Origin of the sequence: Pseudomonas sp. MS19, assembly GCF_013277615.1 — a bacterium.
GTDB lineage: Bacteria > Pseudomonadota > Gammaproteobacteria > Pseudomonadales > Pseudomonadaceae > Aquipseudomonas > Aquipseudomonas marincola.
In genome coordinates this window covers 42,160-64,504 of the sequence record NZ_VBTO01000016.1, presented here as the reverse complement: position 1 = coordinate 64,504, position 22,345 = coordinate 42,160, and the positions used below count along the sequence as shown (strand labels likewise).

General features: G+C 57.4%; 19 protein-coding genes. 4 read left to right on the top strand and 15 right to left on the bottom strand.

Annotated elements, in window-relative coordinates:
• Positions 1-20: 20 nt before the first annotated feature.
• Positions 21-1,283: a nitrate/nitrite transporter gene (locus FEZ62_RS17230; RefSeq protein WP_172929181.1), complete on the bottom strand. Its 1,263-nt coding sequence runs from the start codon at positions 1,281-1,283 to the stop codon at positions 21-23.
• Between the two features lie 226 nt (positions 1,284-1,509).
• On the opposite strand from FEZ62_RS17230, the gene FEZ62_RS17225 reads away from it, so the two are divergent.
• Together FEZ62_RS17225 and narL are read left to right on the top strand one after the other, a co-directional pair.
• Positions 1,510-3,309 carry a HAMP domain-containing protein gene (locus FEZ62_RS17225; protein ID WP_172929179.1) on the top strand — a complete coding sequence of 600 codons (1,800 nt, stop codon included), beginning with the start codon at positions 1,510-1,512 and terminating at the stop codon, positions 3,307-3,309.
• Complete coding sequence (narL, locus tag FEZ62_RS17220) at positions 3,306-3,941, top strand: two-component system response regulator NarL (RefSeq protein WP_172929177.1); 636 nt, start codon at positions 3,306-3,308, stop codon at positions 3,939-3,941. Before FEZ62_RS17225 ends, narL begins: the two co-directional genes overlap by 4 nt.
• A gap of 6 nt (positions 3,942-3,947) precedes the next feature.
• On the opposite strand, the gene FEZ62_RS17215 is transcribed toward narL, so the two are convergent.
• On the bottom strand, positions 3,948-4,385 hold the full coding sequence (locus FEZ62_RS17215) for a hypothetical protein (protein ID WP_172929175.1): 438 nt from the start codon (positions 4,383-4,385) through the stop codon (positions 3,948-3,950).
• A gap of 9 nt (positions 4,386-4,394) precedes the next feature.
• The gene (locus FEZ62_RS17210; protein WP_172929173.1) at positions 4,395-5,585 is read right to left on the bottom strand and encodes an NnrS family protein; all 1,191 of its coding nucleotides are present in this window, start codon (positions 5,583-5,585) and stop codon (positions 4,395-4,397) included.
• Between the two features lie 196 nt (positions 5,586-5,781).
• Between FEZ62_RS17210 and FEZ62_RS17205 the strand changes: the two genes are divergently transcribed.
• The gene (locus FEZ62_RS17205) at positions 5,782-6,336 is read left to right on the top strand and encodes a cytochrome b (RefSeq protein ID WP_069899265.1); all 555 of its coding nucleotides are present in this window, start codon (positions 5,782-5,784) and stop codon (positions 6,334-6,336) included.
• Here FEZ62_RS17205 and FEZ62_RS17200 read toward each other — a convergent pair.
• Genes FEZ62_RS17200 through FEZ62_RS17190 form a run of 3 tightly spaced genes read right to left on the bottom strand, consistent with a single transcriptional unit; the run spans position 6,331 to position 9,688 of the window.
• The gene (locus FEZ62_RS17200) at positions 6,331-7,095 is read right to left on the bottom strand and encodes a helix-turn-helix transcriptional regulator (RefSeq protein ID WP_172929171.1); all 765 of its coding nucleotides are present in this window, start codon (positions 7,093-7,095) and stop codon (positions 6,331-6,333) included. The two genes, FEZ62_RS17205 and FEZ62_RS17200, sit on opposite strands and share 6 nt — an antisense overlap.
• A 12-nt stretch (positions 7,096-7,107) precedes the next feature.
• The gene (locus FEZ62_RS17195; RefSeq protein WP_069899269.1) at positions 7,108-8,217 is read right to left on the bottom strand and encodes a class II histone deacetylase; all 1,110 of its coding nucleotides are present in this window, start codon (positions 8,215-8,217) and stop codon (positions 7,108-7,110) included.
• 10 nt (positions 8,218-8,227) lie between these two features.
• Positions 8,228-9,688: a Na+/H+ antiporter NhaC family protein gene (locus FEZ62_RS17190; protein WP_242454986.1), complete on the bottom strand. Its 1,461-nt coding sequence runs from the start codon at positions 9,686-9,688 to the stop codon at positions 8,228-8,230.
• Between the two features lie 284 nt (positions 9,689-9,972).
• Here FEZ62_RS17190 and rimO point away from each other — a divergent pair, with 284 nt between their 5' ends.
• Positions 9,973-11,292 carry a 30S ribosomal protein S12 methylthiotransferase RimO gene (gene rimO, locus FEZ62_RS17185; protein ID WP_090508708.1) on the top strand — a complete coding sequence of 440 codons (1,320 nt, stop codon included), beginning with the start codon at positions 9,973-9,975 and terminating at the stop codon, positions 11,290-11,292.
• 1,616 nt (positions 11,293-12,908) lie between these two features.
• Here the strand turns inward: rimO and FEZ62_RS17180 are convergent.
• From FEZ62_RS17180 to FEZ62_RS17140, 9 genes are all read right to left on the bottom strand, one after another.
• Entirely contained in the window at positions 12,909-13,997 is a 1,089-nt protein-coding gene (locus FEZ62_RS17180; RefSeq protein ID WP_172929169.1) for a PLP-dependent cysteine synthase family protein, read from the bottom strand.
• Between the two features lie 10 nt (positions 13,998-14,007).
• The gene (locus FEZ62_RS17175; RefSeq protein ID WP_172929167.1) at positions 14,008-14,913 is read right to left on the bottom strand and encodes a DMT family transporter; all 906 of its coding nucleotides are present in this window, start codon (positions 14,911-14,913) and stop codon (positions 14,008-14,010) included.
• 698 nt (positions 14,914-15,611) lie between these two features.
• Positions 15,612-15,944 carry a Na+/H+ antiporter subunit G gene (locus FEZ62_RS17170; protein WP_090508712.1) on the bottom strand — a complete coding sequence of 111 codons (333 nt, stop codon included), beginning with the start codon at positions 15,942-15,944 and terminating at the stop codon, positions 15,612-15,614.
• Between the two features lie 12 nt (positions 15,945-15,956).
• Positions 15,957-16,226, bottom strand: coding sequence for a K+/H+ antiporter subunit F (locus FEZ62_RS17165; RefSeq protein ID WP_069899281.1), 270 nt, complete (start codon positions 16,224-16,226; stop codon positions 15,957-15,959).
• Positions 16,211-16,714: a Na+/H+ antiporter subunit E gene (locus tag FEZ62_RS17160; protein WP_069899283.1), complete on the bottom strand. Its 504-nt coding sequence runs from the start codon at positions 16,712-16,714 to the stop codon at positions 16,211-16,213. Before FEZ62_RS17160 ends, FEZ62_RS17165 begins: the two co-directional genes overlap by 16 nt.
• Positions 16,711-18,216 (bottom strand): monovalent cation/H+ antiporter subunit D, encoded by a 1,506-nt coding sequence (locus tag FEZ62_RS17155; RefSeq protein WP_172929165.1) that lies wholly within the window; start codon positions 18,214-18,216, stop codon positions 16,711-16,713. The genes FEZ62_RS17160 and FEZ62_RS17155 overlap by 4 nt, the downstream gene beginning before the upstream one ends.
• Positions 18,213-18,542, bottom strand: a complete 330-nt coding sequence (locus tag FEZ62_RS17150; RefSeq protein WP_090508714.1) for a Na+/H+ antiporter subunit C — start codon at positions 18,540-18,542, stop codon at positions 18,213-18,215. Before FEZ62_RS17150 ends, FEZ62_RS17155 begins: the two co-directional genes overlap by 4 nt.
• A complete protein-coding gene (locus FEZ62_RS17145; RefSeq protein ID WP_172929163.1) occupies positions 18,542-21,334 on the bottom strand; it encodes a monovalent cation/H+ antiporter subunit A in 2,793 nt (930 codons plus the stop codon). The genes FEZ62_RS17150 and FEZ62_RS17145 overlap by 1 nt, the downstream gene beginning before the upstream one ends.
• Positions 21,335-21,869: 535 nt before the next feature.
• Positions 21,870-22,334 (bottom strand): glycine zipper 2TM domain-containing protein, encoded by a 465-nt coding sequence (locus tag FEZ62_RS17140; RefSeq protein ID WP_069899288.1) that lies wholly within the window; start codon positions 22,332-22,334, stop codon positions 21,870-21,872.
• Between the last annotated feature and the right edge of the window lie 11 nt (positions 22,335-22,345).

Here is a 22,345-nt window from a genome sequence, read left to right as displayed (position 1 = left end):
AGTCTCCTGAACCTTAACTATCAAATCCGTTGATTGGCTGCGTCGCTTTGATCGCGCCCCATGACAGGTGCCCGGCGCACTTCGCTCAGATACATCCAGATCAACGAGACCCAGATCACGCCGTACATGAGCATGAAGCACGAGGAGCGCACGCCGGTGAGGTCAACCAGCGCGCCAAACATGATTGGCAAAATGAAGCCGCCCAGACCGCCGGCTAAACCGACGATTCCGCTGACAGCGCCCATCTCAGTGGGGTAGTCGTTGGCGATGTATTTGAAGACCGACGCCTTGCCGAAAGCGAAGGCAATACCTAGGACAAACATCAGCAGCGTGAACAGCCACGCGCTGAGGCCGATGTGAAAACTGACCGTGCCATCGACGGTCGCGACGGTGAGGTCGGTTGGCGGATACGAGAGCACAAACAGGCACACCCAACTGACCCACAACACCCACCAGGTAACGCTGTGCGCGCCCCACTTATCCGACATCCAGCCGCCAACCGCGCGCAAGATTCCGCCCGGCAGCGAGAAACAAGCCGCGAACAAGGCCGCCCGTTGCAAGCTGAAGCCGTATTCGTTGACATAAAACTCGGTCATCCATAAGGCCAGCGCCACATAGCCGCCGAAAACAATTGAGTAGTACTGGCAGTAGCGCCACACACGCGGGTCTTTGAGGGTGCGAAGCTGCTCGCGTAGCGGCACGCTGGCTGGCGCGTGATGGGCCTTGTTGTCATAGCTGAGAAACCAGAACAGCAAGGCGGTGATGAACATGATGACGGAATAGACTTTCGGCACCATTTGCCAGCTGGCAGCGGCAATAATCGCCGGAGCCAAAAACTTGGTCAGGGCTGCGCCCGCATTACCGGCGCCGAAAATACCCATGGCAAAACCTTGCCGGGCCGGCTCGAACCATTTGGCGACATAGGCAATACCCACGGAAAACGAACCGCCAGCAAGCCCTACAAACAGGCCCAAGAGCAAAAACTGCCAATACTCAGTGGCGTGACTGACCATATAAATGGGCAAAACACACACCAGCATCAGCACAAAGAACACCACCCGACCGCCAAAGCGATCAGCCAGTAAACCGAGTGGCAAACGCGACAAGGAGCCAGTCAGCACGGGGGTAGAAGCCAGCAAACCGAACTGGGTTTCGCTCAGGTGGAGCATTTCTTTGACGGGCACACCCAACACCGCGAACATCATCCACACCATGAAACACATGGTGAACGCGAAGGTGCTCATTCCGAGAACTAGGTTTTGCTCGGTCTTGAAGCTTGGCATCGGCTTATCTGCATAAGTGACAATGCCTGCAGACTAAATAACGCAGTGGCTGTATTGATGATCCATATCAATAGGCCATCTTCTGAAAAAGGCCACGGTATTGGCATGTACTTCTAAAGAGGTAGTCCAAATAATTTAAAAATATGAGCTAATTCATAAGGTTAAATAAACACAACAGCACTTGCGGGCTGTTTCCCCTGCCACCGACTATTAAGAGGTAGACCGCATGGCCCCTTGGTTCAGAAGCTCTTTACCAGCCAAAGCGGGCCTGGCTGTGGTGATTATTTCGGCGCTTGCGCTGTGCAGCGCCTTGAGCGCGGTGGTGATTGCCAATAACAGTGAAAACGACGCAGCGGCGATTAACGTTGCAGGTTCCCTGCGCATGGCCACGTATCGCCTCAACTGGCAGATAGAGGCGCAGGCGCCCGATAGCACGTTAAGTGAACTGGCTGCCGATATGCAGCAGCGCCTAGAAAGCCCAGAGCTGCTGCGCGTGGTTGGCGGGCAGCAGCACTCAGCTATCAGCACCGCCTATCAGGCGATTCACAGGCAATGGCAAAGCGTCATGCTGCCGGCGGTGCAACAAGGCGACGGCGCAACATTCATGCAAGAGTCCCGGGTATTCGTTGAGGCGCTTGAACAGTTCGTATCGCAACTGCAGCTGCAAAGTGAAAACCGACAAAACTGGCAGCAAGGGATTCAGGGCACAGCGCTGATCATTACCGTATTAATCTTGATGGTCGGCTTGTACCAACTGCAAAGCCTGGTGATTCATCCACTCAAGCAACTTGTAGACACGGCCAGGCGTTTCAGTGCGGGCGACTTGGACGCCCGCATTGCCTATCGTTCAGACGATGAGTTGGGCCAGATGGCGCGAAGTTTCAACGCCATGGCCGAAGCGATCAAACAATCCCACTTAACCCTTGAAAGCCGGATCAGCGAGAAAACTCGTGACCTTGAGCAGAGCAACTCCGCCCTACAAATGCTCTATCAAAGCAGCCGCAGCATTGCCAGCTCGCCCGCCAGCGCCGAGCAACTCGACAATCTGGTGAATGGTTTTCAGCAACGTCTGCCACACCTGCACCTGACCCTGTGCCTGAATGGCAGCTCCGGCGCGGGGCGCTCGCAACTCATCGTGCTGCACGGTGATCGTCAGCGCGAAATCTGCCTAGACAACAGCTGCGCCAATTGCGAGCGCCATCAACACCCCTCGGTCAAAACCTTTGCCATCACCTCGCAAGGAAACAGCCTGGGCGAATTGCGCGCCATATTCAGCGATGGGCACCCGTTACGCGACTGGGAAAGTGAGTTGATCGGCGCTTTGGCTAACCTCATCGGCACGTCACTGTCGCTTGAGCAACAGCGCGAGCAAGAGAACCGTTTACTGCTGCTGGCTGAGCGCACCACCATTGCCCGGGAACTGCATGATTCGCTGGCACAGGCGCTTTCTTATATGAAGCTGCAGGTCAGCCGAATGAGTACGCTGATTCGCCGTGGAGAGCCGACCGAGCAATTGGCTGAGGTCAACGACGAGCTACGCGATGGCCTGAATAGTGCCTACCGGCAGCTGCGCGAACTGCTCACCACCTTCCGCTTGCAAATCCAGGGTGGATTGCAGGATGCCTTGCAGCAAACTGTCGATGAGTTTGCCCAGCGCGGCAGCATGCAGGTGATTCTCGATCAACAGAACCTGAGTTTCAGCCTCTGCGCCAGTGAGCAGATTCACCTGCTGCAGATCGTTCGCGAAGCGCTTTCAAACTGCGCACGCCATGCAGCTGCCGACCATGCATGGGTGACTATCAGTCAGTTGGGCGAGTCTGTCAGGCTGCTGATCGAGGACGATGGTTGCAGCATCAATCACGATTTTGATACACGCCAGCATCATGGCATCAGCATCATGCGTGAGCGCGCCCGCAGCATCGGTGGAACCTTGCAGATCAGCCGCAGGCAACCCACTGGCACACGAATCGAGATGGAGTTCAAAGCGATGTTTTTCAGCGACCTAGCCGACACGAGCCGCACATGAGCCAGAAGCCTTTTACCCTGTTACTGGTCGATGACCACCCGATGATGCGCCGCGGTATGCGCCAACTCATTGAGCTGGAAGATGACCTCAGCGTTATCGGCGAAGCCAGCGATGGTCTTGAGGCGTTAGCGCTCGCCGAGCAGCTCAAACCTGACCTTATTTTGCTTGATAACAACATGCCGAATCTCAACGGCATCGAGACGCTGAAGCAGTTGCGCCTTGATCAATGCCAGGCAAAAGTGCTGATGTTTACTGTGTCCGACGCACAGGAGGATGTCAGCGATGCGATGCGTTATGAGGCCGACGGTTTCTTGCTCAAGGACATGGAGCCCGAGCAATTGATCGAACAACTGCGTGAGGCCCTCAAAGGCCATCTGGTCATTAGCCCTGCCCTGACCCAGGCACTGGCCAGCGCGCTGCGCCCTGCCAATGCTGACGCAACGCCTAGCCTGACGGATCGCGAGCAGCAAGTTCTGCGCATGATCGCCAAAGGACTAAGCAATAAAATGCTCGGCAACAAGCTGGGGATTACCGAGGGCACGGTGAAGGTTCATGTGAAGAACCTGTTGCATAAGCTTGGCCTGCGCTCGCGGGTTGAGGCGGCTGTCTGGGCCTTGGAACACCTCAAATAAACGGCCTTACCAGGCGAACATCATGCTCTTGGCCAAGACCACAATACAGATCATTTGTGTGAGTACGCTCAGGTGAATGATCCGCGAGCGTTTTGGGGTGCTTCGTCCGGTGCGCATCAGCCACACCACCACGATAAAGTGGCCCAGAATACTCAGGGCGAAGAGTATTTTCAGGCTCAGTAAAAAGCTGAAGCTGCTGGCGAACGGAAGGGCCAACACCGCCCGATGATTCCACGCCAGTGCAAGCCCTGCACCGTACAAAGCCAACACCACCCAATGCATCACCTTTCGCGCCCGGGCGCCCAGCGCCGTGCTCAACTGCGCACGCGCGTCAGCCGGTAATTGACTGCTGGCGCGGCTAAGAATCATCACCTCAAAAAACACCCCGCCAATAAAAAAAGCGGCAGCGCACAAATGAATAATCTTGATCAGTAAATAACTCACGGCGACTCCTTAGCCCGGATGGCCGTCAGCGCGTCCTTTGCACAACATCGGGCCGTAACACCAGACATACTGAGCAAAGGCCAGCGACCAAAACAGTGCGCCAACGCCAAGCGCCGGCATGTACCAACCGCCAACCCCAAACACCCGCGCAACAGCGCCAAGGTTGAGGCATACAAATGCCAGCCAGAAGCCCTTCGGCAGCACCAACGGGCGTCCGGTATGACCCAGCGAAACACGCGACAACATGGCCAGAATCAAGCCGCCGATGCAGCCGACCGTCAATGCATGCAACGCAGGGCTTGGGCTGGACAATACGTTGAAATGCCACAGGGCCATTCCCGCGCAGGCCACAATCAGCCAGCCATAAGCGAGATGCAGAGACCACAGCAAAGCGACCTTGAACACACCCGCATCGAACCAACGCACCAGCCGGATTAAATTCGCCAGCGCCAACAGCAAGAACAATTGGCCAATCCAGACGTGCGGCTGCAGGCCAACTCCGCCGGCTTCAAGTAGCGCAATCAGCAGCATGCCAATCAGCAAAAACCAATCCAGCCAGGGCCAGGGCGACAATGGCTCTTTCCGGCCGAGGCCCTTTTGGGTGAAGAACGGTATGACACGCCCGCCGATCAGGGTAATCAATGCAGCCACCAACCAGGCAGCCGCCAGTACGCCACGGCGCTGCAACTCCGGACTCTGCAGGATTACACCGCTGAGGTTGAGCGCTTCAGCCAGCATGAGTAATGAAAGAATCAGCACAATCGGATAATTGCGCACCTGTCGGACCGCCCATAACAGGCGAGCCATATTCACCGTGACCAGTAGCAAAAACAGCAGGTTCAGCGCCAGCAACAGCGGAGCTGGCATCGCTAGAAACCAGCTTAATCGCGCCAGCAGCCAGACCATGATCAGCAATAAAAGCGGCTTGCCACTCAGGCTCGGCTGCCCGGTCCAGGTTTGCACGGCTGTGAGCAGAAAACCGGCGATGATGGCACTGGTAAAACCAAACAGCATTTCGTGTTGATGCCACGCAAGCCAGCCCCCCACAGGCTGCCAATGCAAAAAAGTGCCTTTGAATGCAGCGATCCACAACGGCACCGCAATGACCGCAAACACACTGCCCAGCAGGAAGAAACCACGAAACGCCAAGCGCAGTAGCGGCGCAATTGCCAGTGCTTTACGCTTATCCAGAATCTGCATGATTATTCTTGCTCCTTAGAAGCGTCGCACCCTTTTAGTTATCGTCTACTGTGCGACAGGCGCGCGAGCCGAGTCGTGATATGGATCATAGCCGCTCAAGTAAAACCAATTACTATTTGAGTGGATGGCCATTTCAGCAATCCTTAAGCTTGAGCCATTATCATAAGGACTTCATTAACCTGTTTGAGTCGAGATCATGACCTGGAAAAACACTGAGAATCGCTACGGAAGCCTCTCGATAAGTCTGCACTGGCTAATGCTGGTACTGATTGCGGCGGTGTATGCGTGCATTGAGCTGAAGGGTAACTTCCCCAAAGGCAGCGAGACGCGAGACCTGCTCAAAGAGTGGCACTTCATGCTTGGGCTTTCAGTGTTTGCCTTGGTCTGGCTGCGTATCCTGGCGCGAATTATTGCGCCGACACCGAAGATTCAACCGGCGATTCCACAGTGGCAAGCCATACCGGCCAAGCTCATGCATCTGGCGTTGTATGCACTGATGCTCGGCGCGCCGTTCGCGGGCTGGTTGATCTTGAGTGCCGCAGGCAAACCCATCCCGTTTTTCGGCATGGAACTGCCGCCACTGGTGGGTAAAAATCCGGACCTCGCCAAAGAGATCAAATACTGGCACGAGTTGGCCGGCACCACCGGCTATTGGCTGATTGGCCTGCACGCGCTCGCCGGCCTGTTCCACCACTATGTCAGCCGCGACAACACTCTGACGCGCATGTTGCCAGAGCGCAAAAGCTCATAAAGGCGCAAAGCTGCGACTTTTAAGAAAGCGCCCGAACAACTCGGCCTGGGATGCCACGCCGAGTTTGCGGTACAGGTGCCGCCGGTGAATCTTCACCGTTTCAGGGCTGATATTCAGCTGCCGCGCAATCGCCTTCCCGGCAAAGCCGCGCAAGATCAGTTGCGCCACCTGCTGCTCACGCGGGCTCAACGCCTCCTGCCCCTCCAACTCCCCTAGCAACTCAGGCACACTTTCCGATACATCGGCCAACACCAGATTGCCCGCTGCCTCCTTGATGAATGCGCCGAGCAACGGTTGCACGTGGCTTAGCTGCTGTTTCAGGCCACGCGGGCTGCGACAACCGTAAAAGCCCAGCGATAACACCAGCACCACCGATTCCATGCTGTAGCACAGCATCAGCTCGTCTTGCAGGGCGATGCTCGCGTAATAGTGGCGGTAGTAATCGGAATGGCGAAAGCCTTCCGGCATCAACTGATCCAGCGTAACCAGACCGTCTTGCGGAAAGCGAATGGCGTGGTGATAAAGCGGGTCCAGCAAGTACATGCCGTCGATATAAGGTTCGATGACCGCCTTGCGGTTCTCTTCACCCAGATTATCCACCAGGCAGATGGGTGCCCGATCGGGGCGGAACAGAAACAGCGCAAAGCTACAATTGGCAAAAGCCTCTGCCATCACGCTTGGCAGCACCTCAAAGACACGCCCCTGGCGCACGGCGGCAACCAGAGGCGTGAACGGGCTTAGGTCAGATGAATTAGTCATCCGCTAAGCATGTCAGCCAGCCGAGATATCGTCCAGATGACCTTGCAAGGATTCAATCAATGCCAGCTGATGAGGTTGCACATTTTGCCCACCCCAGCGACTGACGTCTTCGGCGGCCGGGTCGACGACTGCTGTTTTGATTCCGGACAACGTCTCCAGAACCGCCTGCGCGCAAAACGGTACATAACCTTCCGAATAACCACCTTCGTGAGTCATGACCAAACGGCCCGCGCATAGACGCTCGGCGGCCTCGATCAACTGACCGGTCATCCACGCGTAATCAAGGCTGGTCAGCAACATGGTGCCCAGCGGATCGAATGCAGCGGCATCGAAGCCACACGCCACCACGATCATGTCCGGCTGGAAACGCTCCAGCGCCGGTAACACCAGCTTCTCGAATGCGGCGCGGTATGCACCGCCACCACAGCCAGGCGGCAATGGAATATTCAGGTTATAGCCAAAGCCATCACCCTCGCCGCGATCACAGGCATCACCACTGTCCACCGGATAGTTGTGCTCGTGATGCAGGGAAATCGTCAGCACCTCGGCGTTGTCGTAAAACGCCTGCTCGGTGCCGTTGCCGTGGTGCACATCCCAATCGACAACCGCTACCCGCTTGACCAGACCTTCCGCACGCACGGTTTCGATTGCCACCGGAATATTGCCAAGCAAGCAGAAACCACGGCCACGATCACGTTCGGCGTGATGGCTTGGCGGACGTGTCAGGGCGTAGGCGTTATCCGCCTCGCCTTTCAAGACATGGCGCATGGCGTCAATCGCCAGCCCAGCAGAGTGGCTGGCAATCTCAAAGGCATCCTGACGGAACGGCGCGCAATCGCCGGCATCGCCGAAGTTCTTCTTGCTCTCGGCTTGCAGCCAGTCGAGATAGCGCTGGGTGTGAAAGCGCGCCAGATCTTCCATCCGCGCCGGAGTACTGCGCGGTTGCTGCAACTGCTCAAGCAAACCGCTGACTTCAAGCAGGTTGCGAATCCGCCGCTTGGTTTCAGGATGCTCGGCTGCTGCCAATGGCTGGATAAAACCACCCGGCTTGTCGAACGGACCACAAGGACCCGGATCGTGCCAGAAACAGATTTCCTTGCTGAAAAACGCTGTGCGTCGCATAAGCCGCTCCTTAAGCCATCACGATAAATAGAACAGTGCTAAGCCCGGCGGCAATCAGCACATAAGGCAGTTGTGTCAGTGCATGCTGCAGCGCGGTACAGCCGCTGCCCTTGGCCGACAAAACCGTAGCATCGCCATAGAAACAGGCGTGGCTGCCAAAAGCGCCAGCCGATACGATCGCGCCAATGGTCAACGGCATGCTGGCATCCAGCGCACCGGCCAGCGGCAGAATGATCGGGAACGCAACAGCGAACGTGCCCCAGAACGAGCCGGTAGTGAACGTGATCAGGCTCAGGGTCAGGAACGCCACGGCAGGCAACCAGTTACCCGTCATCAGCGGCTCCAGCCCCTGAATAACGAAGTCTGTCAGGCCCAGTTGCTCATTGATGTCCTGCAACACGAACGAAGACACCACGATGCCGAGCGGCATCAACATGCTCTGAAAACCCTTTTGCACCGCATCGAACAGCTGCTCATGGGTGGCAAGGCGCTGCGCTGCGTAAAGCAGAATGGTCAGCAGCAATGCGCATACCGTGCCCTTGAGCGCATCGACATCGAAAAACAGGGTGAAGCCAATCAACGAGGCCAGAGGCAGGAAGAAGTTGATCAGACGCGGCGTGGCCTGTGAGGCGGGAATATCAAGATCGGAGTCTTCAATAACCGCTTTGCCTTCAGCAGTCAGGCGCTCGGCGGTACGCATCGGACCCAACGCCGGGATCAGGCCGATGGCAACCAGTGGCACCATCAACAAGGCAATCCAGGCGTAGAACATGTAAGGCACCGCCTCCATGTACAAGGCCAGCCCCTGCCCTTTTTCCGCAACACCGTTGCCTTCAAGCAGGCCGGCACTGTAGATCGCCCACGTTGAGAGCGGCACCAACACACACATCGGCGCGGCAGTTGAGTCGACCACATAAGCCAGCATGGGCCGGGAGATTTTGAAACGGTCGCACAGCTTGCGCATCGAGGCGCTTACGGCCAAGGCGTTGAGGTAGTCGTCGATGAAGATCACCAAACCCAGGCCCCAGGCACTGAGCAAGGTCATGCGACGACCTTTGACGCGATCACCCAGCCAATTGCTGAATGCTTGCGTGGCGCCCGACAAACCCAGCAGCGCGATCAGGCTGCCGAGAAACCCGCAGACCAGAATGATCCAGCCAATGGTCGGATTACCCATGACCTTGAGGCCAGTGTCGGCAAACTGCACCATAAAGTCCGTGCCGCCGAGCATCAGATAACCGAACAGGCAGCCACCGACCAACGCCTCCAGCGTGCGGCGCATGGTCAACGCCAGCACCAGCACCATAAAGGTTGGCAGCAAGCTCAGCCAGCCGGCATGCGCCGCCTCACCTTTGTCGAGCGGGCCAAGCCACAGCGTTATAAGTACGGTAACGATGAGCAACGCCCAGCCGAGATATCCGCGTGAGGGAAGTTCTGGCGTTTGTACGCCACTGTCTGCCAATCCTGCCATGAGGGATGACCTCTGATTTATGGTTATTTGGAGGTTTTAGCGAGACTAGGGCGATTTGCCAGCAAGACCAATAACCCCAGGGGGTTATGCGCAATACCGCAAAAATGTGTCAGTTAAGCGAGCAACAGGCAATTTAACGCCTGAATACCCGCCCTGAAGCGCTTGCATCAGCAAAAAACTCGACACATAGCCCTTCTCTTACGCGCGCTTCGCCGCTAAAATTGCGCACTTTTTGATCAACGGACGCTCTCTGTGTCCGCCGCTCGTAGCCAGAGGTTCGCCGCATGTCCACCACCGCTCCTAAAGTCGGATTCGTTTCACTGGGTTGCCCAAAGGCACTGGTGGACTCCGAACGTATCCTGACCCAGTTGCGCATGGAAGGTTACGAAGTCGTGCCGACTTACGAAGACGCCGACGTCGTGGTGGTAAACACCTGCGGCTTCATCGACAGCGCCAAGGCCGAGTCGCTTGAAGTGATCGGCGAAGCCATCGCCGAAAACGGCAAAGTAATCGTCACCGGCTGCATGGGCGTCGAAGAAGGCTCGATCCGTGACGTGCACCCAAGCGTGCTGTCAGTCACCGGCCCGCAGCAGTACGAGCAAGTGGTTAATGCCGTGCATGAAGTCGTACCACCGCGTCAGGATCACAATCCGTTAATCGACCTGGTGCCGCCACAGGGCATCAAACTGACGCCGCGCCATTACGCCTACCTGAAAATATCCGAAGGCTGTAACCACACGTGCAGCTTCTGCATCATTCCATCCATGCGCGGCAGGCTGGTCAGCCGCCCGGTGGGTGACGTGCTGAGCGAGGCCGAGCGCCTGGTTAAAGCCGGCGTTAAAGAGCTGCTGGTAATCTCGCAAGACACCAGCGCCTACGGCGTTGACGTGAAGTACAAGACTGACTTCTGGAACGGCCAGCCGGTGAAAACCCGCATGACCGAGATGTGCGAAGCGCTGTCGAGCATGGGCGTCTGGGTGCGCCTGCATTACGTGTACCCGTACCCGCACGTGGACGAGCTGATTCCGCTGATGGCCGCCGGTAAGATCCTGCCGTACCTGGATATTCCGTTCCAGCACGCCAGCCCGAAAGTGCTCAAAGCCATGAAGCGTCCGGCGTTTGAAGACAAGACTCTGGCACGCATCAAGAAATGGCGTGAAATCTGCCCTGAGCTGACCATTCGCTCGACTTTCATCGTCGGCTTCCCCGGCGAAACCGAAGAAGACTTCCAGTACCTGCTCGACTGGCTGACCGAAGCTCAGCTGGATCGCGTCGGCTGCTTCCAGTACTCGCCGGTTGAAGGCGCTTCCGCCAACCTGCTCGACAACCACGTACCTGCCGACGTCATGCAGGATCGCTGGGACCGCTTCATGGCGCACCAGCAAGCGATCAGCGCGGCACGCCTGCAGCTCAAAGTCGGCAAGGAAATGGAAGTGTTGATCGATGAGGTTGATGATCAGGGCGCCGTAGCTCGCTGCTACGCCGATGCCCCGGAAATCGACGGCAGCGTATTCCTCAACACCACAGACGTGAAACCGGGCGACAAAGTCCGCGTAGTCATCGTCGACGCCGACGAATACGACATGTGGGGCGAGCTGGTCTGAGCTGATTGCAGGCCATAGTTAATCAGCGATGGCCTTGTTTCATGCCGGAGGTTGGAATCCGCATAGTGGCTTCCAACATGGCGGTCTAACTGATTCACTCGGCGGTATCGGCGCCTGCGAAATTGCTCGACGGATTGCGTTGCTGCGCGCCGCTATCCATCCTCCGTTCGGTCAAGATGTGCGCGGAGTTTTCGAATGGTGGCCGCCGGAGGTTGGAATCCGCATCGCGGCTTCCGACATGACGGTCTAACTGATTCACTCGGCTGCAACGGCGCCTCCGCAATCGCCCGACGGATTGCGTTGCTTCGCGCCGCTATCCATCCTCCGTTCGGTCAAGATATGCGCAGAATTTTCGAATGGTGGGCTGCCGGAGGTTGGAATCCGCACCGCGGCTTCCGACATGACGGTCTATCTGATTCACTCGTCTGCATCGACGCCTTCGCAATCGCTCGACGGATTGCGTTGCTTCGCGCCGCTATCCATCCTCCGTTGGTTCGAGATGTGCGCGGAGTTTTCGAATGGTGGGCGCCGGAGGTTGGAATCCGCACCGCGGCTTCCAACATGGCGGTCTAACTGGTTCACTCGACGGCATTTGCGCCTTCGCAATCGCACGACGAATTGCGCTGCTTCTCGGTTTTTGAACGCTGTCGCTAAGCCGGAATGGCTGGTGTTCTTTGGTCAGCCTTTCGCCTTTACGGCGAGTGACTTTCTCTTTGTTTGCGCAAAGAGAAGAGTAACCAAAGAGAAAACGCACCCGGCATGCGGGTTTTGCTGCGCAAAACTTCCCTCGCGCCGGCGCCGCTCCGTTGGTCGCCATCAAGGGACGTCCCTGTCCCTTGATGGCTCATTTGGCGTCCTTGCCAAATGCCCAACTCCACAACACCTACACTCAGCCTCCTGACGGAACAGATGACCGAGTTGTTTGAACTGAATGCGCTGTGCAGGAGTTGAAACAAAGCTTCATCTGCTCACTTGCATGTCTGCAGTTCATTTACGCGATAGCCCAGACACCGCCAACGCCCCTTGCCAGCAGGCCAAATGCAATCGTTGTGCAGTGGGTTGAGCAGCATGGATGCTGCGAGAGCCGCGCTGGGCCAAGGACGGCCCATCGCGGCGTGCCCACGGAGCAACGATGGAATGCGGGAAGCCGAGCGCAGCGAGGCCCAATGGAGGGGAATAGAATTTTGGGTTACTTTTGCTTCGCTTGGCAAAAGTGACTCGCCGTAAGGGCGAAAAAGTGACCAGAGAACGCCCAAAAATCAGGCTTAGCGTCAGCGTTTACGACCGAAAATACACACCCCAATCATACGGAGGATGGATAGCGGCGCGCAGCAACGCAATCCGTCGAGCAATTTCACAGGCGCCGATGCCGCCGAGTGAACCCATCGAATCGCCATGTCGGAAGCCGCGATGCGGATTCCAACCTCCGAAAAAACCCACCATTCGAAAATCTGCGCAAAACCCAATCACACGGAGGATGGATAGCGGCGCGCAGCAACGCAATCCGTCGGGCGATTTCACAGGCGCCGATGCCGTCGAGTGAACCCGTCGAATCGTCATGTCGGAAGCCGCGATGCGGATTCCAACCTCCGGCAAGATACAAATCAACAGGCCACTTACAACCCAACTGTCGCAAACGCTGGCAACGGCTCACCGCGTTCTGCGCAAGCAGCTATCTGCTCAATCAACGGTTCCAACTCAAACCCCTGAGCTTTGAGCCACGCGTCGTCGTAATACGTACTGGCATAACGCTCGCCGCCGTCACACAAAATGGCCACGATCGAACCCGGCTGACCGCTGGCAACCATCCGTTCGGCGACGATCAACGAGCCGATCAGATTGGTCCCACTCGAACCACCCACCCGACGCCCTAAGCGCTGCGCCAGATAATGCATGGCCGCCAGCGACCAGGCATCTGGCACTTTACCCATCGCATCGATCACCGAGGGTAAAAACGAGGCCTCAACGCGCGGGCGGCCAATGCCTTCAATTCGCGAACCACAATCCAGCGTCAGGCTGCTGTCTGCGGTGCGATACGCATCAAAGAACACCGAGCGCTCGGCGTCGGCACAAAATACCCGGGTGCAGTGCTGTCGGTAGCGCACATACCGGCCCAGCGTAGCCAGCGTACCGCCAGTGCCGGGGCTGGAAACCAACCACGTCGGCTCGGGATGGCGCTCAAACCTTAGCTGTTGGAATATCGACTCGGCGATGTTGTTGTTGGCCCGCCAGTCCGTCGCGCGTTCGGCGTAGGTGAACTGATCCATGAAATGGCCACCGGTTTCACGGACCAGTCGCTCGGACTCGCTGTAGATCTGCATCGGGTCATCGACCAGATGGCATTGGCCGCCGTAGAAGCTGATCTGCTCGATCTTGGCCTTGGACGTGCTGGCCGGCATGACCGCAATAAACGGCAAGCCCAATAGCCTTGCGAAATACGCTTCCGATACCGCCGTTGAGCCACTCGACGCCTCGATCACCGGCGCATCCGGCTTGAGCCAGCCATTACACAATGCATACAGAAACAGCGAACGGGCCAGACGATGCTTAAGGCTGCCAGTGGGATGGCTGGACTCATCCTTGAAGTACAATTCGATTCCGGGCAGCCCCGCCATCGCCAGCGGAATCAAATGGGTATCGGCGCTGCGCTGAAAATCCGCTTCGATAATGCGGATGGCCTCGCGGGCCCACTCTCTGCAATCCATATTTAGTTCCTCAGTCCAGAACGCCAGCGGGAACCGGCGGTGTACTGCGCCACTGGCTCAGCGCAACACCCGCAAATACCAGCACGGCAGCACACATTTGCGTCACGTTAAGGCTCTCGCCAAGGAGCAGCATGGCAAATATGAGGGTGAACACCGGAATCAGATTGATGAACCCGGACGCCTGACTCGCAGGCAACCGACTCACCCCGAAGTTGTAGAGCCCATAGGCGCCAACGGTGACAATAATCCCCAGATACAACAGCGCACCGATGCCCTGAGCGGATACTTGCTCGGGAAAAGGAGCCTGCGCCACCGCCAGCGGCAGGAAAAACAACGCGCCGATAAAGGCTTGCATGGCCGTGAGGATGAATGCCGAATAACGGCCGCTAAGGTGCTTGAGCAGCAAGGTGTAACCCATTGCGCAGACCATCGCCAGAAATTCGTAGAAGTTTCCCAGCAGCGGATTGCTCGCATGCTCATCAGCACTGCCCGCCAAACTCAGCCACACGGCGCCCACTACCGCAACAATGAAGCCAGCCAGTGTGGTGCGCGTAATGCGCTCTCGCAGAAAGGCGTAGGCGCCTACTGCAACCAGCAAAGGCAGCAAGGCGGTGATCATGCCGGCTTGTGACGCGCTGGTGTTCTGCAGCGCCAGTGCCTCGAAAATGAAGTACAAACAAGGTTCGCAGGCAGCCAGACCGAGCAGGTATTTCCAGTCGCCCTGACGGTATTCGATGCGTCCACGCCAGCGCCAGGCGAGCAGAAAGATCAAACTACCGAGCAACATCCGCGCAAAGATGACCCACATTGTCGGAAGCTCGGCAAAAGCCAACTTGAGGGCGATAAACGAGCTGCCCCACAAGGCCATCGCGACCAACAGACAGAATACTGCCACCCCTCTACCCTGCGCACCCATGTCTGACCCCAGCAAAATACGCCAGTGTAATAGAGCGAATGGAGGCTGCACAGGTACAGTCACGCACAGGAACTGTGCGCAAGAGCGATGCACAAGAATAAAAGCCCGGAGGATGGATAGTGGCGCAGCAACGCAATCCGTCGAGCCATTTCACAGGCGCCGATGCCGCCGAGTGAACCAGTTAAATCGCCATGTCGGAAGCCGCGATGCGGATTCCAACCTCCGGCGACAAACACACAATGAGTCATGAATGAAAGACCGGAGGATGGATAGCGGCGCGAATCAACGCAATCCGTCGGGCGATTTCACAGGCGCAGATGCCGTCGAGTGAATCAGTCAGATAGCCATGTCGGAAGCCGCGATGCGGATTCCAACCTCCAGCGACAAACGAACAATGAGCTATGTATGAAAGACCGGAGGATGGATAGCGGCGCGTAGCAACGCAATCCGTCGAGCCATTTCACAGGCGCAGATTCCGTCGAGTGAATCAGTTGGATCGCCATGTCGGAAGCCGCGATGCGGATTCCAACCTCCGGCGCAAACACACGATGAGGTAGGAATAAAAGACCGGAGGATGGATAGCGGCGCGCAGCAACGCAATCCGTCGGGCGATTGCGGAGGCGCCGATGCCGTCGAGTGAATCAGTTAAATCGCCATGTCGGAAGCCGCAAGCGGATTCCAACCTCCGGCCTACAGACTCACTGCTCCCAGGGCTTACCGCGGGTCTGCTCGCTGATGGACAGCTTTTGCTGCATAGCAGCCTTGGCCAGCATGTGTGCGCTGACGGGCGCGGTGATGAACAGAAACAGGGTAATCAGCAGTTCATGCAAGCTGATGCCTTGTTCTTGACCGGCAAAGTAGATCATCGAGGCGATGACCATTCCGCCCACGCCAAGGGTTGTGGCTTTTGTCGGGCCGTGCAAGCGCATGAAAAAGTCTGGCAGGCGGTAAAGCCCGATAGCGCCGACCAGGCTAAATACGCTGCCGAGCAACAGGAAGATCGCGACCAAAATTTCCATCCAAGTACTCATACGCACACCTCCCTATTCAATGATGTCGCCGCGCAGCAGGTATTTAGCTACGGCCACGGTGCCGATGAAGCCCATCACGGCAATCAGCAGTGCAGCTTCAAAATAAAGATCGCTGCCCAACCAAACGCCAAACAACACCAACAAGGCAATCGAATTGATGTAGAGCGTGTCCAACGCGAGAATCCGGTCTGGCAGATCCGGCCCTTTGATTAACCGCGCCAACGTCAGTATCAGGGCGATACCGAGCATCAACAGGCACAGCGCAATTACGTAGTCGAGCATGTGAACACCTCCAACAGCGGCGCTTCATAGCGACTTTTAATTTCAGCAATCAATTGCTCATCGTCCGCCACATCGAGCGTGTGCACCAACAAGGTTTTACGGTCATCGCTGAGATCGGCGGACACAGTGCCAGGCGTCAGCGAGATGATGCTGGCGAGCATGGTCAGCGCCAACTCGTCTTCAAGCAGCATGGGAATCTCGACAAATGCCGGACGCAGTTTCGAGGTCGGCCCCAGAATCAATTTGGCCACTTGCAGGTTGGCGACGACGATGTCGCCGAGCACCAAGAAGAAAAACCGGAACAGGCGGAACGGCCGATAGATCCGCGGCGGGGTGATCCAGAAAACCTGAGTCACCAACGGAATCAACCAGCCCAAGATGGCCCCAAGCAGCAAATGGCCGAAGGTCATGTCATTCATCAACAGCATCCATACGCCCATCAAGCACAGGCTGAGGAGTGGATGCGGGAGGAATCGCCGCGCTTTCATGCGCCACCTCCTGGCTGAACCAACTGGTAATAGAGCGGCAGGTTGTGCAGTTGGGCAACCGTTGCACGGATGTAATCAAGCAGCGGCGCGGCAACACCAACCAGCACAGGACTGAGCAGCAACAGGCACGCACAGGCAAACAGGCGACCGTAATCCAGCTCGGCGCTGTCGAGTTGGCTAACCCCAACCCGCCAAAACAGCATACTGCCCGCGCGGCTGAGGGCGATCATGGTCATCAGCCCGCCAATGAGCACCGTCGGCCACAGGAACAACCCCTGCAAATCGGGATCGACCGAGCGCAGCAGCAGTATCTTGCCAAGAAAGCCTGAGAACGGCGGCAAGCCGGCGATGCTGATCGCACCGATAAAGAACAGGCTGCCAAGCAGATACGGATTTTGCAGCTCTGCGCCCTGAATCAACTCGGTGGTTTTCACCCCACGCTGACGCGAAATCAAGTCGGCCAACAGGAACAGGCCTGCCGAAATCCAGGTGCTGTGAACCAGGTAATAAAGCGCAGCGGTAAGCGAGTCAGGGGTGCCGAGCGCAATGCCGGCGAGCAAGGTGCCGACCGAGACTACCACCAGATAGGCGATCAATCGGTGCAGATTACGCGCTGCCAGTGCGCCAATTGCGCCGAGGCCGATGGTCAGCAATGCCAATGGCCAGAGCCAGTCCTGCGCCATGTTGGCGAGCGGGCCTGCGTCATCGCCGAAGATCAGCGTATAGACGCGCAAAATCGAATACAGCCCCACTTTGGTCATGACCGCAAACAGCGCGGCCACCGGCGCACTGGCTGCAGCGTAGGCACGCGGCAACCAGAAATACAGCGGCAGGAACGCCGCTTTCAAACCAAACACCACCAACAACAGCATGCCAGCCGCGCCAAGCAACGGCGCTTCTTGCGGCCCGGCTTCTGCTACACGCAGCGCCATGTCGGCCATGTTCAGGGTGCCGGTAATGCCGTACAGCACGCCCACGGCGATGAGGAAGAACGAGGACCCTACCAGGTTAAGTACGACATAGTGCAGACCCGACTTGACCCGCTCGGACCCACCGCCGTGCAGCAACAGCGAGTAGGAGGCGATCAGCAGAATCTCGAAGAACACGAACAGGTTGAACAGGTCGCCGGTGAGGAATGCACCGTTGATGCCCATCAACTGAAACTGGAACAACGCATGAAAGTTACGCCCGCGCTCATCATCGCCGCGCATGGCATAAAACATGGCAAAGAAACTCAGCACCGCCGTGACCACCAACATCAGCGCGCTCAGCCGATCGAGCATCAGAATGATGCCGAACGGCGCCGGCCAGTTGCCCAGCGAGTAAACCGTCAGGTCGCCGCTGTTGGCTGCGGCCAACAACCAGAAACTCAGCACTACCAGCACACTCACCACGGCAAACGAGATCATTCGTTTAACCGGCATACTCAGACGCGCACCGAACAACAACAGGCTGCCAGCAAACATCGGCAGCAGAATAGGCACAATTACCGCATGATTCATTTGCCAGGCTCCTGGCCGTCTACATGGTCGGATTCCGTTTCACCGACGCTGCGAAGTGCCAGCACCACGACGAACGCGGTCATGGCGAACCCAATTACAATGGCCGTCAGCACCAACGCTTGCGGCAAGGGGTCGGCATAATCGGCGCCTTCGCTGATGACGGTGGTCACGCCTGTTTGCAGGCGTCCCATGGCAAACAGAAACAGGTTCACCGCGTAGGAGATCAGGGTTAAGCCCATGACGACGGGGAATGTGCGGCCGCGCAGGAGCAGGTAAATACCGCTGCTGGTGAGGATGCCCAGTGCACTGGCAAATATGGCTTCCATCAAAGTACCTCTTTTCCAGGCTTGTCCTGAGTCAGCTTGCCCAGGTTAGCGAGTATCAACAGAGTGGCCCCGACTACGGTCAGGTAGACGCCAAGATCAAACAGCATGGCGGTCGCCAACTCCACATCACCCACCAACGGGATGTGGAAGTGGCCGAATGCCGTGGTCAAAAATGGTTTGCCGAATACCCAACTGCCCAGACCGGTCAGGCCAGCCAGCAATACGCCGGCGCCCGCCATGCGGTGATAGTTGAGCGGCAGGCGCGACTGGGTCCACTGCACGCCGCTGGCGACGTACTGCAAAATCAGTGCAACCGAAGTTACCAGGCCTGCGATGAAGCCGCCGCCCGGCAAATTGTGCCCGCGCAGGAAGATGAATACCGAGATCAGCAACGCCATCGGCAACAGGACCCGCGACAATGTAGCCAGGATCAGCGGATGGCGATCACGCGCCCAATTGCGGCCATCGGCATCGGCAATCGGCTGGATTAGTTTGAGGCCATCAAGCATGGCGTAGATGCCGACACCGGCAATCGCCAGAACGCTGATTTCGCCCAGCGTATCGAAGCCACGGAAGTCGACCAGAATCACGTTGACCACGTTGCTGCCGCCGCCACCGGACATACTGTTGGCGAGGAAGAAACCAGCGATGCTGTCATACGGCCGCGTGAGTACCGCAAAGGCGAGCATGGCAACGGTTACACCGCCGCCAATGGCCAGCACAAAGTCACGCAGACCGCGGATACTGCTCGACTCGACTCGGGTCACGGCAGGCAGGAAGAACAGCGCCAGCATCAGCAAGACCACTGTCACGACTTCGACTGAAAGCTGGGTCAGGGCCAGATCGGGCGCCGAATAGCGTGCGAAGGCCAAGGCAACCATCAAGCCGACCACACTGAGCATCAGCAACGAAACCAGGCGTTGGCGATGGAAGATCACAGTGACCAGTGCCGCCAGCGCCATGATGCCCAGTCCAAGAGCGGTAATGCCGTCAATCGGGCTGAGCGCAACCGGCCCCTGCAGCGTCGGCAAACTGCCCAGACCGATCACCAGCACGATCATGCCGCTGGCCAGCAATAGCGAAATGTAGCGCTGTAATGAGCCGTTTTCAAGACCGCCGGTAATGCCCCGGCAAAAGCCGACGAAGCCTCTCATGCAATCTTCAAATACATCCTTGGCATCCATGCTGGGTAAGCCTGCATACCAGCGAAACAGCGGCTGCCGGAAGGTGTACACCAGAATACCGAACAGCAAGGCGACGAAGCTCATCATCAATGGCAGGTTCAAACCATGCCAGATGGCCAGGCTGTATTCAGGTAGCTCACCGCCAAGCGAGGCCGAAGCGGCAGCAGCCAGCAACGGCGCCACAGTGTATGCCGGCGCAATGCCCACCAGCAGACACAGGAACACCAGAATCTCGACCGGCACTTTCATATAGCGCGGCGGTTCGTGCGGCGGATACTTGGGCAGGTTGATCGGCTCGCCGTTGAAGAACACGTCGTGAATAAACCGCAGCGAGTAAGCCACCGAGAACACTGCCGCCAAGGTCGCCAGCGCCGGCACCGCCCAATCGAAGCTTCCCAGTTTGTGCTGGTTGAGGGTTTGGCTGAAGAACATCTCTTTGCTGAGGAAGCCATTGAGCAACGGCACCCCGGCCATCGCCAGCGCGGCCACCATCGCCAGCATTGCGGTGTGCGGCATGTATTTCCACATGCCGTTAATCCGGCGCATGTCGCGGCTGCCGGTTTCATGGTCGATGATGCCGGCCGCCATGAACAACGACGCCTTGAAGGTCGCGTGGTTGATGATATGGAATATGCCGGCGACCGCGCCAAGGCGCGTATCGAGGCCGAACAGCATGGTAATCAGACCCAGATGGCTGATGGTCGAATACGCCAGCAATCCCTTCAGGTCATGCTGGAAAAGCGCCATACAAGCGCCCACCAACATGGTGGTGAGGCCGGTAAACGTGACGATGTAGAACCACCAGTCGGTGCCCGCCAGCACTGGATACAGCCGCGCCAGCAGGAATACACCGGCCTTGACCATAGTGGCCGAGTGCAGATACGCCGACACCGGCGTCGGCGCGGCCATGGCATGCGGTAACCAGAAGTGAAACGGGAACTGCGCGGACTTGGTGAACACCCCAAGTAAAATCAGGATCAGCGCCACCGGATACAGTTCATGCGCGCGAATCGCGTAGCCGGCGGCCAGCACTTGAGACAACTCGAAACTACCGGCGATATGCCCAAGCAGGAGCACGCCTGCAAGCAACGCCAGGCCGCCGCCACCGGTAATGGTCAACGCCATGCGTGCGCCACGACGGGCATCCGAGCGGTTGTTCCAGTAACTGATGAGCAAGAATGATGAGAGGCTGGTGAGTTCCCAGAACACCATCATCAACAGCAGGTTTTCCGACAGCACCACACCAAGCATGGCGCCCATGAACAGCAGCAGAAAGGCGAAGAAGCGCCCCATCGGCTCCTTTTTCGACAGGTAATAGCGCGCGTAGAGAATCACCAGCAAGCCAATGCCGAGAATCAGCACGGCGAAAAGGAAGCCAAGGCCGTCAAGGCGCAGGCTGAGATTAAGCCCCAACTCCGGCAGCCACTGAACCTTGGCTCGCAGAATTTCGCCTGAGAACACCCGCGACTGCTCGGAGAGCAACATGACCAGCGCGGTCAGCGGCGCGATTGCCGTGGCAACTGCGCATGCCGAACGCCCCAGTCGTTCTGCAAGTAGCGGCAGGATCACCCCAAGAAACGGCAAGGCGATTATCAGCGCGAGCGCCATAGACGAAACCCCTTAAACACACCCGGCACAAAAAATTCGCCGGGCAATAGACTTCAAAAAACTCCACACTGATAGCGTCAGCTAAAAACTGTTGAGCCATCCGTTGCAGTTCGAACAAGACTGTCTGCACTTAACGCACAGAGCTAAACCTTTGCTACAGCACAATAATTTATAGATTATTCGCGGCTATGAGCACCGCGTCATGAATAGAATTATTACTAAAAGCTATTGGCCCACACCTTGGGCCAATTCACACTTGAATATAGGGCCTGCACATTACCAGCCGATATGGTGCGCGGCACTATACCCCGAACAGCCGCTTGAATTTAACTGCTGCGGCATTTACGTCTATTTCTGACCTGCCGGCCACAACCAAACAGCACGCATGAAAAAGCCGGATCACCGAAACAGCCACTGAAAAGCTAACGCGTGCATGAGCAGTTGGGCAAAAGTTGCAGATGGCGACTTAGCCCAGCCAATCTTCTACGACGTACGATCTCAGCGCTTGCTCAAGATTGATCCGGCTTCAGGTTGCTTAATGCGTGACGCGGCTGTTGCCGTTAACGCTCATGATTCGGACGCGTTCGCCGACGCGGAAGATTTCGTTCTCTTCAACTTCCTGCACATAAGCACGCATACTGCCATCGTCTTCACGCACGGTGATTTCCACACCCTGCGTGCGGGTCAAGCCCTCTTCTGCTGCCGCGCCCAAAAGGCCGCCCGCCACTGCACCGATCACCGCAGCCACTGCGCTGCCGGTACCGTGGCCAATGCTGCTGGCTGCAACACCGCCAGCGATAGCACCGGCACCGGAGCCGATTGGCGTCTTGGTGCCTTCAATCTTCACCGGACGTAACGACTCGATCGTGCCCAGCCGAACGGTTTGCACTGCCCGCGCTTCGTCACGCGAATAAGTGTCACCGGTCAGGCTCGAGGCGCAGCCGCCGAGCGTTAAGGCCACGGCAGCGAATGAAGCGATGATTAAACTGGAATTGCGCATAGGTATAACTC

Bases quoted from the DNA above. Each gene is read 5' to 3' on its own strand.
- FEZ62_RS17230 (WP_172929181.1), bottom strand. From the start codon at position 1,283: ATGCCAAGCTTCAAGACCGAGCAAAACCTAGTTCTCGGAATGAGCACC.
- FEZ62_RS17225 (WP_172929179.1), top strand. From the start codon at position 1,510: ATGGCCCCTTGGTTCAGAAGCTCTTTACCAGCCAAAGCGGGCCTGGCT.
- narL (WP_172929177.1), top strand. From the start codon at position 3,306: ATGAGCCAGAAGCCTTTTACCCTGTTACTGGTCGATGACCACCCGATG.
- FEZ62_RS17210 (WP_172929173.1), bottom strand. From the start codon at position 5,585: ATGCAGATTCTGGATAAGCGTAAAGCACTGGCAATTGCGCCGCTACTG.
- FEZ62_RS17205 (WP_069899265.1), top strand. From the start codon at position 5,782: ATGACCTGGAAAAACACTGAGAATCGCTACGGAAGCCTCTCGATAAGT.
- FEZ62_RS17200 (WP_172929171.1), bottom strand. From the start codon at position 7,095: ATGACTAATTCATCTGACCTAAGCCCGTTCACGCCTCTGGTTGCCGCC.
- FEZ62_RS17195 (WP_069899269.1), bottom strand. From the start codon at position 8,217: ATGCGACGCACAGCGTTTTTCAGCAAGGAAATCTGTTTCTGGCACGAT.
- FEZ62_RS17190 (WP_242454986.1), bottom strand. From the start codon at position 9,688: ATGGCAGGATTGGCAGACAGTGGCGTACAAACGCCAGAACTTCCCTCA.
- rimO (WP_090508708.1), top strand. From the start codon at position 9,973: ATGTCCACCACCGCTCCTAAAGTCGGATTCGTTTCACTGGGTTGCCCA.
- FEZ62_RS17180 (WP_172929169.1), bottom strand. From the start codon at position 13,997: ATGGATTGCAGAGAGTGGGCCCGCGAGGCCATCCGCATTATCGAAGCG.
- FEZ62_RS17175 (WP_172929167.1), bottom strand. From the start codon at position 14,913: ATGGGTGCGCAGGGTAGAGGGGTGGCAGTATTCTGTCTGTTGGTCGCG.
- FEZ62_RS17170 (WP_090508712.1), bottom strand. From the start codon at position 15,944: ATGAGTACTTGGATGGAAATTTTGGTCGCGATCTTCCTGTTGCTCGGC.
- FEZ62_RS17165 (WP_069899281.1), bottom strand. From the start codon at position 16,226: ATGCTCGACTACGTAATTGCGCTGTGCCTGTTGATGCTCGGTATCGCC.
- FEZ62_RS17160 (WP_069899283.1), bottom strand. From the start codon at position 16,714: ATGAAAGCGCGGCGATTCCTCCCGCATCCACTCCTCAGCCTGTGCTTG.
- FEZ62_RS17155 (WP_172929165.1), bottom strand. From the start codon at position 18,216: ATGAATCATGCGGTAATTGTGCCTATTCTGCTGCCGATGTTTGCTGGC.
- FEZ62_RS17150 (WP_090508714.1), bottom strand. From the start codon at position 18,542: ATGGAAGCCATATTTGCCAGTGCACTGGGCATCCTCACCAGCAGCGGT.
- FEZ62_RS17145 (WP_172929163.1), bottom strand. From the start codon at position 21,334: ATGGCGCTCGCGCTGATAATCGCCTTGCCGTTTCTTGGGGTGATCCTG.
- FEZ62_RS17140 (WP_069899288.1), bottom strand. From the start codon at position 22,334: ATGCGCAATTCCAGTTTAATCATCGCTTCATTCGCTGCCGTGGCCTTA.